The sequence below is a fragment of the Comamonas endophytica genome (assembly GCF_023634805.2).
Lineage (GTDB): Bacteria > Pseudomonadota > Gammaproteobacteria > Burkholderiales > Burkholderiaceae_C > Comamonas > Comamonas endophytica.
Window position 1 is genome coordinate 2,448,999 of the sequence record NZ_CP106881.1, and the last position, 12,758, is coordinate 2,461,756.

Here is a 12,758-nt window from a genome sequence, read left to right on the forward strand (position 1 = left end):
CGAGATGCCGGGCTGGATCCATTGGGTTGCAAATAGATACGTAATTTCGTATCGCTGTCATGGCTGCGATGGGCTGAGCGGCACCGGCCGGCGCGCCGTGGCAGCGCCCCGCAGCCTGTCAAGGCGACAGCCTGGCAGGCAGGGCGGGCGCGGTGCTGCCACGGCCTCGGGCTCAGTAGCGGATGGCGATGTCCCGCACCACCGGCCCCGCCGCGCCGCCGATCTGCGAGCGCGCGGCATCGCCGCTGGCATTGCCGTAGAGCGTCGCGGCACCCGTCGTCAGCGATACCGTGTAGAGGCTGAACGGCCCCGCGGGCGCGGTGCGCAGCGCCGCCAGCACCAGGCCGTTGGCGCCGCCGGCGATGTCCATCGCGCCCGCGCCGTTCACGGCCAGGTTCAGCGGGCCGACGTCCACCAGCGTGCCATTGTTCGGCGGCGTCTGCTTGGCCAACACGTTCTCGCGGCTGTCGATGTCGTAGAGGTCGGTGACGGTGGTGCCGGCAAAGCTGTTGGTGTAGGCGCCGGCGGCGACCACGGCGGGCGTGGCGCGGTTGATGTCGCCGTCGGTCGTGGTCGCGCCGGTGTCGACGTTGATGCGCAGGCTCTGGCCGAGGTTGCTGATCACGCGCAGGCGGTCGGCCGCCGGGTTGAAGTCGACGACGAAGCTGCTGCCGTTCAGGCCGGCATAGGGCGCGGTGGTGTCGGAGGCATCGGCGGCCAGCGTCGCGACGGCCGTCGCGGCACCCGTCGCCGGATCCACCGTCAGCAGGCGGCCGTTGCCCGTCAGCGCATACAGGCGCCCGTTGGCGGGGCGGAAATCGATGCCGAGCACGTTCTCGCCGGCGGCCAGGCCGCTGATGCGCACCGGCGCCGACAGCGTCGCGGGGGCCGAGGGCGAGAAGCTGCGCAGCTGGGCGGTGTCGTCGAGCGCGTAGACCAGTGGCGCCTGGGGCTGCGTGAGCGTGAGGCCCACCAGCGCCTCGCCGGTGCCGATCGTGCCCACCAGCTTCGCGCCGGCCGTGCCGGTGAGTGCCACCGTATAGAGCTGTGCAGTGCCGTTGACCGACAGCGCGGCCCAGGCCTGGTTGTTGCGCGCATCGATGTCGAAGCCGTTGCTGGCCGTGAACGCAACGTTCAGCGGCACCGGGTTGGCCAGCGTGCCGTTGTTCGGCGGATCCTGCAGATACACGGTACCGGCCGCGTCGAGGTTGTAGAGCTGCGTCGTCGTCGCGCCCGCGAAGGAATTGGTGTAGGCCGAGGCGGTGATGGCCGCGCCGGGGGCGCCGTTGATCGCGCCATCGACGACCGCCACGCCCGTGGTGACATCGACGCGCAGGTTCTGGCCCGTGTTGCTGACCAGGCGCAGCCGGTCCGCGACCGGGTTGAAGTCGACGCCGAACTGGCTGCCCGCGAGCGGCGTGCTCAGCGCCGACTTGAAGCTCAGCGCGCCGGTCCTGGCATCGAGCGTGTAGATGCGGCTGTTCGAGCTCACGCCATAGATCTGGCCGTCCGCCGGGCGCACGTCGAAGCCGACCAGCGCCTCGCCCGCCGCCAGCCCGGACAGCGCGACGTTGCTGGACAGCGCGCCGGGCGCGGCGCGGTCGAAGCTGATGACGCGGCCCGAGGCCGTGACCGCGATCGCGTTGCCCAGCGTGACCGCGGGCGGCTGCGGCGTTTCCTGGTGGTCGCCGTCACCGTCGCCGCCGCCACAGGCAGACAGGGCAAGCACAGCCGACATGAGCGCTACCGGGCGAAAGAATGTGGATCGATTCATTGCATTTCCTTGAAGTGGAGGAGATGTCACGCACGAGGTTGTCTTGCGTTTTGGTGAGCGACCCGTCCACTACCCGGTAGCTGCGCGATCGGATGCGGCATGTAACAAAGAAATACATTTTCCTGTCCGGCATCAACTCATGCGCTGGCAGCGCCCCGGGCTGCAAGCAGCGTTGCCAGCGCGATGGCCAGCAGCCCGGCCGCCAACGCCCTTGCGGCAGCCGCCGGGAGCAAGAAATGCCCATTGCCGAACTGTTTCAATGACCCTGATGGACGCTGGCCGACAGCGCCGCTGCCAACTGCCGCGCAGACTTCCCGCTCGCGCCCTTGCCGGTGATCGACAGGGCCGGTGGATGGGAGAGCATCCGCACGAACACTTCCCGCACTTCCTGCGCGCCGATGCTGTCGATCAGCGCGACGGTCTCGGACAACGGCGTCACGGCTCCATGGGCAAAGACTTCCTCCACGGCCCTCTCCATCGTCGCGAATGGCCGTTCAGCCGAGCGCACGCGCGAGACGGTCAGCTGGTTCTTGGCGCGCTCCAGATGGATCGGGTCGATGGCTGCCGCCTGGGCGCGCAGCAGTTCGCCCGTGGCCTTCACCAGCGCATCGACCTTGTCGGGCGTCGTCACCGCATGGACCACGAAGTTGAGCCAGGCGTCGCCACTGTCGATGGTGGCATCGGCCGTGTAGGCCAGGCCGAGCCGCTCCCGCACCGTATCGACCAGCGGCGACGACATTCCGCCACCGAACAGGTTGGCGGCGATCGACCCTGCCAGGCGCCAACGCTGCGGCGGTGCGTCATCCGCTCCGGCAAGCGGCAGCGGGTAGGCGATGTTCAGGAAGACCTGCGACACCTGCGTGAATCGGCGGGCCACGGCCTGGCCTGCGTACCCGGCGGGCACGGGTGGCTGCGCCCTGGAAGTAGCGGCCGACGCAGGCATCCCGGTGAAGAGTTCACCGGCGAGCTCCATCCAGGCGTCGACGTCGAAGTTGCCAGCCGCGGCCACGATGGTCTTGTCGGCCACGTAATGCTGCCGCACATGGGCCACCAGATCGTCGCGGCTGAAGCCCTCGATGTTCCTGATGGTGCCGATCACGGGCATGCCCATGGGGTCGCTCCCCCAGATGGCTCGGTCCAGCAGCTCGTTGGCGCTGTCTTCCGGATCCTCGTCGTACTCGATGGCTTCCTGGCGAATCACCTCCAGCTCGCGCTGCAGCTCGGTCTCGGGGAAGGTGCTGTTGAGCACGATATCGGCCGTCATGCGCAGCAACTGCCGGGCATGCTGTCCCAGGCCGGTCATGAAATAGCCCGTGCTGTCCTTGCCGGTGTAGGCATTGACATCCGCCCCCAGCCGCTCCGCATCGAGGTTGATCGTCTGGACGGATCGGGTCGTGGTTCCCTTGAACGCCATGTGCTCCAGGACATGGCTGATGCCGTTGGAGGCGGGTGTCTCGTCGCGCGAGCCCACGCGCAGGAACACCCCGACGCTGGCGCTTTGCACATGCGGCATCGGCAGGGCCAGCAGCCGCACGCCGTTCGGGAGCGTGCGAAGCTGCAGGGAAGCGGGCGCTTCCATCGGCGGCCGGGGAGGATGGGAAGAGGCGGTGTCCAACACAGGGCAGGTCTTTTGATCCATGGGGCATTGTCGCCGTCGCAGTGGCTCGAGAAATGCGAAAGCCCCAAGGGCTTGCGCGCTTGGGGCTTGAATCTGGTGGTCGTAGCGGGACTCGAACCTGCGACATCAGCATTATGAATGCTGCGCTCTAACCGACTGAGCTATACGACCGATAACCCGAAATTATATAGGAAGAAATTGCCTTTGCAGCCAGGTTGGGGATTTTTGCCCGCGAGCCGTAACGCCGAGCCGTAACGGCGCTGAAAGATTGCGCTGCTGCAAAGAAAAAACCGCAGTGCTTTTGCAAGCACTGCGGTTTCCTGTCTGGTGGTCGTGGCGGGACTCGAACCTGCGACATCAGCATTATGAATGCTGCGCTCTAACCGACTGAGCTACACGACCGAAGACGGCAATTATATGCAAATAATCGCGGCCCCAAGCGGTTCAAGGAATATTTTTGCAACAAATCTTCTGCTTCACTGATGCGTGAAGGTGGCGGGGCGCTTGTTCACGAACGCATCCATGCCTTCCTTCTGGTCCTGCGTGGCGAACAGCGCGTGGAACAGCCGGCGCTCGAACATCACGCCGTCGCTGAGGCCGCCCTCGAAGGCGCGGTTGACCGATTCCTTGGCCGCCATCACCGCGATCTGCGAGAAGCCGCTGATCTGCAGCGCCGCGCCCAGGGCTTCGTCCATCAGCTTGTCGAGCGGCACGACGCGGCTGACCAGGCCGGCGCGCTCGGCTTCCGTGGCATCCATCATGCGGCCGGTGAGCGCCATGTCCATGGCCTTGGACTTGCCGACGGCGCGCGGCAGGCGCTGCGTGCCGCCCGCGCCGGGGATCACGCCCAGCTTGATCTCGGGCTGGCCGAACTTCGCGTTGTCGGCGGCAATGATGAAGTCGCACATCATCGCCAGCTCGCAGCCCCCGCCCAGCGCGAAGCCCGACACGGCCGCGATCACCGGCTTGCGGATGCTGCGGATGCTTTCCCAGTTGCGCGTGATGTAGTCGCCCTTGTAGGCATCGACAAAGCTGTATTTGGCCATCGCGCCGATGTCGGCGCCCGCGGCAAAGGCCTTCTCGCTGCCGGTGATGATGGTGCAGCCGATCTTCTCGTCCGCATCGAAGGCCTGCAGCGCCGCGCCCAGCTCGGTCATGAGCTGGTCGTTCAGGGCATTGAGCTGCTTGGGGCGGTTGAGGGTGATGATGCCGACCTTTTCGGCTTCGGTGCGGACTTCGAGGGTTTCGTAGGCCAAGGGGGATCTCCTGATGTCGTTGTAGAGGGCTTTGGCACTATACCCAAGCGGAGTGTCGGGGGGGGGGGGCAGAGGGCGGACCCTTCATCCTTCGAGCCTTCGACAAGCTCAGGATCAGGACGAACGGTTGTCCCCATTCGTGGTGAGCCTGTCGAACCATGAACGGCCCGCCCTCGTGCCCGGAGCGCAGGACGTTCATCCTTCGACGGGGCCGCCCAGGCAGGCTCAGGACGAGCGGTTAACAGCCTTCATCCCTCAACCACCGCTTCGCCACCCCCGCATCCACAACCGCCAACCCCACGTTGGAAGCCAACGCCCCCTCAGCCTCCTTGAGCTCCAGCGCCAACCGCAGCAACCGCTGATCCCGCGCCACCAGCGCCGTGACCTGGGTAGCCTGCCCCGCATAGAACGCCAGATCCTCCAGCTTCGCAATGCGCCACCCCGCGCCGCTCTCCAGCTCGATCCCCAGCCATTCGTCGCCGGCCATGAAGCCCGCGCGTTCGGCCAGGCCGCCGCGCAGCACGGCCTTGACCTGCACGCTGTGGTTCTCCTGCACGCGCAGGCCCAGGCGCTGCGCGGGCTGGGGCGGCTCGGGCTGCAGGCGCACGCCATGCGCGGCCAGCAGTTCTTCCAATGGCAGCTCTTCGGTACCGTGCACCCATTTCGAGAGCTCGTCGGCATGGCTGCGGCCTGCCAGCTGCTGCAGCACGGCCAGCACATCGGCCTCGGACATCGGGCCGCCGCTGCAGCGCTGCCACAGCGCGCGCATCACGGCGTCGAGGGTGCTGGCGCCGGTGCGGCGCAGGCTCAGGTCCAGGCTCAGCGCGACCAGCGCGCCCTTGGTGTAGTAGCTCACGGTGGCGTTGGCCGTGTTCTCGTCCTGGCGGTAGTACTTGACCCAGGCATCGAAGCTCGACTGGGCGACGCTCTGCACCAGGCGGCCCGGGGTCTGCAGCACCTGGTTGACGGTCTTGGCCAGCAGTTTCAGATAGCGCGCCTCGTCGATCAGCCCGGCGCGCAGCAGCAGCAGGTCGTCGTAGTAGCTGGTGAAGCCCTCGAAGAACCACAGCAGCTCGGTGTAGTTCTCGCGGTCGTAGTCATAGCGCGCGAACGCGTCGGGGCGCAGGCGCTTGACGTTCCAGGTGTGGAAGTATTCGTGGCTGATCAGCCCCAGCAGCGTCGTGTAGCCATCGCTGGTCTTGCTCTCGCCCAGGCGCGGCAGGTCGCGGCGGCTGCAGATCAGCGCCGTGGAATTGCGGTGCTCGAGGCCGCCGTAGCCATCGTTGACCACATTGAGCATGAAGACGTAGCGGCCATGCGGCGCGCGGCTGCCGTCGTGGGCGTGCCAGAAGCCGATCGCGGCCTCGCAGATCCGGCGCGAGTCCTCCAGCAGCCGTTCGTGGTCGAAGGATTCCGCGGCCCCGGCCACGACGAACTGGTGGCGCAGGCCGCCGGCCTCGAATAAGCCGCTCCAGAAACGGCCCATCTCGACCGGGCAATCGACCAGCTCGTCATAGTCCTGCGCGCGGTACAGGCCAAAGCCCTGGGCGTCGGTGCGCGCAGGTTCGAGCCCGGTGGCAATGCGCCAGTCCGCCGTGGCCGGCGTGGACGCGAGCTCCAGGCTGTGCGGCGCATCTTCCTGGCCGTGCACGCGCAGGCACAGGCTGGTGCCATTGAAGAAGCCGCGCTGCGCATCGAGCCAGGCGGTGCGCACCGAGTTGTCGTAGGCGCTGACCTGATAGCGCAGTGTCAGCGGCGCGCCGGCCGCGCAGTCGATCTGCCAGCGCTGCTTGTCGAGCTGGCGCACGGCGAGCTCGGCGCCGCCCTGGCTGGCCTGCAGGCCCTGCAGGTTCCTGGCGAATTCGCGCACCAGATAGCTGCCGGGAATCCAGACCGGCAGCGAGACCTGCTGCTGCGCGGCGGGCGCCTCGACGCGCAGCTCGATGGCAAACAGGCGGGCGTGGAGATCATGCGCCGTCACGTGGTAATGCACGTTGGCGCAGGAGGAATCGGACTGGATGGCGGACATGGGTTCAGGTTCAAGGCAGGGCCCGGGACGCGTGCACTGCCCGGGGCCGGAAAAGGAAAAGGGCGCATACGCGCCCTGCGATCACTGGGCCGAGAGATGCTTTTCCACCTCCGCGGCGCTGATGGCGCCGGGCACGCGTGTGTTGTTGGCGAAGATCAGCGTCGGCGTGCCGGTGATCTTGTACTTGCGCCCGAAGGCCAGGTTGCGCTGCAGCGCCGCGGTGTCGCAGCTCGCCGCTGGCGCGGCCTTCTCGCGCAGCATGTAGTCGTGCCAGGCCTGCACCCGGTCCTTGGCGCACCAGATGTTGCGCGATTTCTCGGCCGAATCGGGGCTCAGGATCGGGTAGAGGAACAGGTAGATGGTGACGTTGTCGACCTTCTGCAGGTCGCGCTCGAAGCGTTTGCAGTAGCCGCAGTTCGGGTCCTCGAACACGGCCATCTTGCGCGCGCCGTTGCCCTTCACGATGGTGAACGCGTCCTTGAGCGGCAGCGCCGAGAAGTCCACCGAGGTCAGCTGGTTGATGCGGTCCTCGGTCAGGTTGCGCCGCGCCTTGGTGTCGATCAGCTCGCCCTGGATCAGGTAGTTGCCCTTGGCGTCGGTATAGAACAGGTCGGTGCCGATGCGCACCTCGTACAGCCCGGCCATCGGCGTGGGCCGCACCTCCTCGATCTTGTCGAGCTGGGGAATGCGCTCGCTCAGCGTCTTGCGCAGGGCGGCGTCCTGGGCCTGGGCCGTCATGCCGACGCACAGGAGTGCGGAGGCCAGCAGGGGAAGAATCAGTTTCATGGCAGGTGTTCCGTAGTCGTTGGGGGCGGATGCCTTCAGGTCCCGATGCCCATGGCCTGGCGCGCCATCCAGGCCTTGATCGGGCCGCTGTGCTCGAAGCCCTTCATGCCCCAGTTGCGCAGCGCCTGCAGCGGCGCCTCGCGGCGCGTGAAAAGCTGCTGCAGGCCGTCCAGCGCCAGGCCCATGGGCGCCAGCGCCGCCTTGCGCTCGCGCTCGTAGCGGCGCAGCAGCCGCAGGTCGCCGGTGCTGCGCCAGCCGTCGCGCTGCTGCAGCACGCGCGCCAGGGCCTGCGCATCGGCCAGGCCCAGGTTCAGGCCCTGGCCGGCCAGCGGGTGCACGTTGTGCGCCGCATCGCCGACCAGCACCCAGCTGCCGGCATTGCCCAGGGACCCGCTCCAGCGCTCGGCCATGGCCTGCTGCAGCGGCCATTCGACGCGCTCGCTGGCCAGCGTCAGCCGGCCCAGGTTGCCCTGGCTGATGTCTTGCAGCCGCTGGGTGAAGGCTTCGGGGTCGGCATTCATCCAGGTGGATACGTTTTCCTGCGCGATGGACCACACCACGGCCACGTTCTGGCCCAGCGGGCCGTCCAGCGGCAGCAGCGCCAGGATGCCTTCGGGCGCCAGCCACTGGCGCGCGGTCTCGCCATGCGGCAGCTCGCAGGCCAGGCGCGTGGCAATCGCATGCTGGGCGTAGGGGGTGACGGCGAACTCCACGCCGAACTCGGCGCGGGTGCGGCTGGCGCGGCCCTCGCAGATGGCGACGAGCGGCGCGTCGACGGGCGCGTCGACCACCTCGACCTGCGGCTGGTAGCGCACGGCCTCGCGCAGCCGCGTCTCGAGCGCCGGCACATCGACGATCCAGGCCAGCGCATCGACCTCCTGGGCCTGGGCATCGAAATGCACGCTGCCGTCGAGATCGCCATGCACTTCCATGTGCCGCACCGCGGTGGCGTGCTGCGCGTCGGGCCAGCTGCGCAGCGATTCGAGCAGCTGGCGCGAGGCCGCGTTCAGGGCATAGGCCCGCACGTCATGGTGCCCGGCGGTTGCCACGGGAGTCGCCACCAGCGCGACGCGCAGGCGTTCACGGGCAAGCAGCAGGGCCAGGGTGTGGCCCACGATGCCGGCCCCACGGATACAGATATCAAAGGTTTGCGCCATGCGGGGATTGTAGGAGGCAGCGAATCCCTCGGCCCGCGGCGCACCATGCGCGCGGCAGCAGCGGGAATTCGCCTGTCTGGTGGTTATAGACCACCTGCGCCGCGGAACGTTCCCGCGATGCGCCATTGCGCTTGTAAGGCAGGGCCTCGAACGGCAGCCGCGGGTTTTTGCTTCGGGCCGCCGCGCGGCGGTCGCTAGAATGCCTGCTGCAAGGCGGCGGCCCGCGGTCCAGACTGACGGCCAGCGCCCCTTGCTCCGGCCGCCGCAACCCCTGCGGCCGGTCCTCTCGACGCTGCTGCCGCGTGCGCCGCTGCCATGCCTTCAGGCTTGGTCCAGCCCTGTGTGTGCCGGTGCAGTTCCCTTGCTGGCGGCAATGCGTGCAAGACGCGCAGCCCCCGCCATCGCCTGAGGCACCTGCCTCTACCAACATTGCTTCCAGACGCTGGCCCGCCCCGGGCTGCGCCAGCTTGCCGCTTTTGCAAAGAAGCGCTGCTGGAAGCAATCGTCCAAAGGAGAGACTTTGATCATGCGCTGCAATTCCCCCCGGCTCCTGGCCTGTGCAGTTTTGGGCACCCTTGCGGCATCGGCGCCGGCCTGGGCGCAATCCTCGTTGTCCATCAACGGCCTGCTCGATGCCGGCATCTACCGCGGTTTCGACGGCGTGAACCAGCTGGGCACCATCCAGCGCAGCAATGTGGCGATTTCGGGAAGCGAAGACCTGGGCGGCGGCCTCAAGGCCATTTTCCGCCTGAGCACGCGCCTGGAGCTCGATACCGGCGAGAGCGAAGGCGCGGGCTTCAAGCCCTTCTGGCATGACGAATCCACCGTCGGGCTGCTGGGCAGCTGGGGCACGCTGCGCATGGGCCGGGCCCTGACGCCGATGTGGGCGCAGGACTGGAAATTCGATCCCTGGGGCAACTTCAACCGCATTGCCTCGCCCGCCTGGTACCAATGGCATTACCTGTCGCCCAGCGATCCCCTGGGCAACAACGGCACGGCCGAGTACGGACGCCTGAACAACGGCATCTTCTACGATTCGCCGAAGGTCGCCGGCTTCACGCTGCGCCTGAGCAGCTCGCCCGAGCGCCAGCGCGCACTGGGCGCCACCGAGCGGCCGTATTCCGCGGCGCTGGAATACGAGCACCAGGCCGTGGCGGCGATGGCCGCCGTCGAGCGCAACAGCTTTGGCGATCGCGACACCTTCCTGGCCGGCAAGTACAGCTTCGGCAGTGCCGCGCTCATGCTGGCGCACGACCGCAGCCGCAGCGCGGACAGCAGCAACAAGTCGCGCGCGACCACGCTGGGTGGCACCTACCGCCTGGGCCAGACCACGCTCAAGGCCGGCTACGGCCACCAGCGCCTGAACCGGGACACCAACCGCTTCGTCTCGGTGGGCGCGGACTACGCGCTGTCCAAGCGCACGACCCTGTATGCCAGCCTGGGCCACAAGCGCGATGCGAACCTGCCGTCGCGCACCGCGTTCGGCGTGGGCATGTCGCACAACTTCTGACGCGACGGGCGCGGCCCTGCCGGCGGCCGTGGCTGGCAGGGATATGCCCCGACCGTTTAAAATGCCGGGTTTGTCCCCCGATCTCCAGAAAGCCCTGCCATGAGCCTGAAATGCGGCATCGTGGGCCTGCCCAACGTCGGCAAGTCCACTCTCTTCAATGCACTGACCAAGGCCGGCATTGCGGCCGAGAACTACCCCTTCTGCACCATCGAGCCGAACACCGGCGTGGTCGAAGTGCCCGATCCGCGCCTGCAGCAGCTCGCCGGGATCATCAGCCCCGAGCGCATCGTCCCGGCCATCGTCGAGTTCGTCGACATCGCCGGCCTGGTCGCGGGCGCGAGCAAGGGTGAAGGCCTGGGCAACCAGTTCCTGGCCCACATCCGCGAAACCGACGCCATCGTCAACGTGGTGCGCTGCTTCGAGGACGACAACGTGATCCACGTGGCCGGCCGCGTCGATCCGATCTCCGACATCGAGGTCATCCAGACCGAGCTGTGCCTGGCCGACATGAACACCGTCGAGAAGGCGCTCAACCGCCACAGCAAGGCCGCCAAGTCGGGCAACGACAAGGAAGCCGCGAAGCTGGTCTCGCTGCTCACGCCGATCCTGGCCGCGCTCAACGAGGGCAAGCCCGCGCGCGTGGTGCCGGTGTCGAAGGAAGACGCTCCGCTGCTCAAGCAGTTCTGCCTGATCACCGCCAAGCCGGCGATGTTCGTCGGCAACGTCAGCGAGGATGGCTTCGAGAACAACCCGCTGCTCGACCGCCTGAAGGAATACGCCGCCGCCCAGGGCGCGCCCGTGGTCGCCATCTGCGCCAAGATGGAAGCCGAGATGGCCGAGATGAGCGACGAAGACCGCGACATGTTCCTGGCCGAGATGGGCCAGGACGAACCCGGCCTGAACCGCCTGATCCGTGCCGGCTTCAGCCTGCTGGGCCTGCAGACCTACTTCACCGCCGGCGTGAAGGAAGTGCGCGCCTGGACCGTGCCGGTCGGCGCCACCGCGCCCCAGGCCGCGGGCGTGATCCACGGCGACTTCGAGCGCGGCTTCATCCGCGCGCAGACCATTGCCTTCGACGACTACATCGCCTACAAGGGCGAACAGGCCGCCAAGGACGCTGGCAAGATGCGCGCCGAAGGCAAGGACTATGTGGTCAAGGATGGCGACGTGCTGAACTTCCTGTTCAACGTCTGATTCCGGACCCTCGCCCCATGCGCTGGGGCCCGCAGAGCCCTGCAGATCATCGATCTGCAGGGTTTTTCGTTTACTGGCCCCGGCGCTTCATATCGGCGCAGGCCCAGCCGAAGATCACCAAGCCTCCCAGCGCCAGCAGCATGCCGACCCACCCGGTCGACTCCCAGCCCAGGCCCATCGAGATGGTGATGCCGCCCAGCCACGCGCCCAGCGCGTTGGCCAGGTTGAAGGCCGAGTGGTTGAGCGCAGCGGCCAGGGTCTGGGCCTCGCCGGCCACATCCATCAGCCGGATCTGCAGCGCCGGGCCCAGGGCCACCGCGGTGCCCACCAGCAGCACGTTGAAGGCGCCCAGCCACAGATGGTGCGCGGTGAAGCAGAACAGCGCCAGCACCGCGCCCGACCACAGCAGCAGGCCGCCGATGGTGGGCATCAGCGCCTTGTCCGCCAGGCGCGAGCCGACCAGGTTGCCGGCGACCATGCCGGCGCCGAACAGGGCCAGCACCAGCGGAACGCCCGCTTCGGGCAGTCCCGCCAGGTTCATCAGCGTCGGCTTGACGTAGCTGAACACCGCGAACATGCCGCCGAAGCCGATGGCGGCAATGCCCAGCGTGAGCCAGACCTGCTTGCTGCGCAGCGCGCCCAGCTCCTTCCACGGGCTGGCGCCTGCGGGCGCGGGCAGCCGGGGAATCCAGCGCCACACCAGCAGCACGGCCAGCAGCGCGATGGCGCCGACCAGCGCGAAGGCCGCGCGCCAGCCCAGCCACTGGCCCAGCCCGGCCGCGAGCGGCACGCCCACCAGCGTGGCCGTGGTGAGCCCCATCATGACATAGCCCACGGCCTGCGCGCGCCGCCCGGGCGGCGCGAGCTGCGCGGCCACCAGCGCCGCGACACCGAAGTAGGTGCCGTGCGGCAGGCCGCTGAGAAAGCGCATCAGCACCATGGCGCTATATTCCGGCGCGATGGCGCTGGCGAAATTGCCGATGGCGTACAGCAGCATCAGCGCCATCAGCAGCACGCCGCGCGGAAGGCGCGCACCCAGCACGGCCAGCACCGGCGCGCCGATCACCACGCCCAGGGCATAGCCGCTGATCAGATGGCCGGCCGAGGGGATCGACACGCCCAGATCGTGGGCCGCATCGGGCAGCAGGCCCATGATGACGAATTCGCCGGTGCCGATGCTGAAGCCGCCGACGCCCAGCGCCAAGAGGGCCTTGATGAAGGAACGGTCGGAGCTGCCGCCGGACGCGGTGGGGGTGGAGGAGATGAGGGGACTATCCATGGGCAATACGGGAGCCGACCGGGCACGCAATGTCCGGTGCGATGGGCAAAAGGGGAGGGTGGGGAGGAGTCGCGGGGTGCCAGGACCCGGGGCTGCAGTCTACCGATGCCGGAGCCCGGCCGTGCCCAGCCGCTTTGACGACCGCGTGCTCTTCA

At 67.9% G+C, this 12,758-nt stretch carries 9 protein-coding genes and 2 tRNA genes; 2 read left to right on the forward strand and 9 right to left on the reverse strand.

Annotated features, from left to right (window positions below; genetic code table 11):
• Positions 1–172: 172 nt before the first annotated feature.
• The 8 genes from M9799_RS11020 to M9799_RS11055 form a co-directional block, all read right to left on the reverse strand.
• Positions 173–1,774 (reverse strand): DUF4394 domain-containing protein, encoded by a 1,602-nt coding sequence (locus M9799_RS11020; RefSeq protein ID WP_231041724.1) that lies wholly within the window; start codon positions 1,772–1,774, stop codon positions 173–175.
• Positions 1,775–2,030: 256 nt separating this feature from the next.
• Positions 2,031–3,353: a M16 family metallopeptidase gene (locus M9799_RS11025; RefSeq protein WP_231041725.1), complete on the reverse strand. Its 1,323-nt coding sequence runs from the start codon at positions 3,351–3,353 to the stop codon at positions 2,031–2,033.
• 133 nt (positions 3,354–3,486) lie between these two features.
• Positions 3,487–3,563: transfer RNA gene (locus tag M9799_RS11030), tRNA-Met, on the reverse strand.
• Positions 3,564–3,717: 154 nt separating this feature from the next.
• A tRNA-Met gene (locus M9799_RS11035) sits at positions 3,718–3,794 on the reverse strand.
• Positions 3,795–3,868: 74 nt separating this feature from the next.
• On the reverse strand, positions 3,869–4,648 hold the full coding sequence (locus tag M9799_RS11040) for an enoyl-CoA hydratase (RefSeq protein WP_231041726.1): 780 nt from the start codon (positions 4,646–4,648) through the stop codon (positions 3,869–3,871).
• Positions 4,649–4,886: 238 nt separating this feature from the next.
• The gene (locus M9799_RS11045; RefSeq protein WP_231041727.1) at positions 4,887–6,677 is read right to left on the reverse strand and encodes a M61 family metallopeptidase; all 1,791 of its coding nucleotides are present in this window, start codon (positions 6,675–6,677) and stop codon (positions 4,887–4,889) included.
• Positions 6,678–6,758: 81 nt separating this feature from the next.
• Positions 6,759–7,463, reverse strand: a complete 705-nt coding sequence (locus tag M9799_RS11050; protein ID WP_231041728.1) for a DsbC family protein — start codon at positions 7,461–7,463, stop codon at positions 6,759–6,761.
• 35 nt (positions 7,464–7,498) lie between these two features.
• A complete protein-coding gene (locus M9799_RS11055; RefSeq protein ID WP_231041729.1) occupies positions 7,499–8,620 on the reverse strand; it encodes an FAD-dependent monooxygenase in 1,122 nt (373 codons plus the stop codon).
• Between the two features lie 526 nt (positions 8,621–9,146).
• On the opposite strand from M9799_RS11055, the gene M9799_RS11060 reads away from it, so the two are divergent.
• Together M9799_RS11060 and ychF are read left to right on the forward strand one after the other, a co-directional pair.
• Positions 9,147–10,130 carry a porin gene (locus M9799_RS11060; protein WP_231041730.1) on the forward strand — a complete coding sequence of 328 codons (984 nt, stop codon included), beginning with the start codon at positions 9,147–9,149 and terminating at the stop codon, positions 10,128–10,130.
• 99 nt (positions 10,131–10,229) lie between these two features.
• The gene (gene ychF / locus M9799_RS11065) at positions 10,230–11,324 is read left to right on the forward strand and encodes a redox-regulated ATPase YchF (protein ID WP_231041731.1); all 1,095 of its coding nucleotides are present in this window, start codon (positions 10,230–10,232) and stop codon (positions 11,322–11,324) included.
• A gap of 70 nt (positions 11,325–11,394) precedes the next feature.
• Here ychF and M9799_RS11070 read toward each other — a convergent pair whose 3' ends face one another.
• Entirely contained in the window at positions 11,395–12,603 is a 1,209-nt protein-coding gene (locus M9799_RS11070) for an MFS transporter (RefSeq protein ID WP_231041732.1), read from the reverse strand.
• Positions 12,604–12,758: the final 155 nt, after the last annotated feature.

What these genes read in the sequence shown, in the direction of transcription:
- M9799_RS11020 (WP_231041724.1), bottom strand. Translation starts at nt 1,774, where the DNA reads ATGAATCGATCCACATTCTTTCGCCCGGTAGCGCTCATGTCGGCTGTG.
- M9799_RS11025 (WP_231041725.1), bottom strand. Translation starts at nt 3,353, where the DNA reads ATGGAAGCGCCCGCTTCCCTGCAGCTTCGCACGCTCCCGAACGGCGTG.
- M9799_RS11045 (WP_231041727.1), bottom strand. Translation starts at nt 6,677, where the DNA reads ATGTCCGCCATCCAGTCCGATTCCTCCTGCGCCAACGTGCATTACCAC.
- M9799_RS11050 (WP_231041728.1), bottom strand. Translation starts at nt 7,463, where the DNA reads ATGAAACTGATTCTTCCCCTGCTGGCCTCCGCACTCCTGTGCGTCGGC.
- M9799_RS11055 (WP_231041729.1), bottom strand. Translation starts at nt 8,620, where the DNA reads ATGGCGCAAACCTTTGATATCTGTATCCGTGGGGCCGGCATCGTGGGC.
- M9799_RS11060 (WP_231041730.1), top strand. Translation starts at nt 9,147, where the DNA reads ATGCGCTGCAATTCCCCCCGGCTCCTGGCCTGTGCAGTTTTGGGCACC.
- ychF (WP_231041731.1), top strand. Translation starts at nt 10,230, where the DNA reads ATGAGCCTGAAATGCGGCATCGTGGGCCTGCCCAACGTCGGCAAGTCC.
- M9799_RS11070 (WP_231041732.1), bottom strand. Translation starts at nt 12,603, where the DNA reads ATGGATAGTCCCCTCATCTCCTCCACCCCCACCGCGTCCGGCGGCAGC.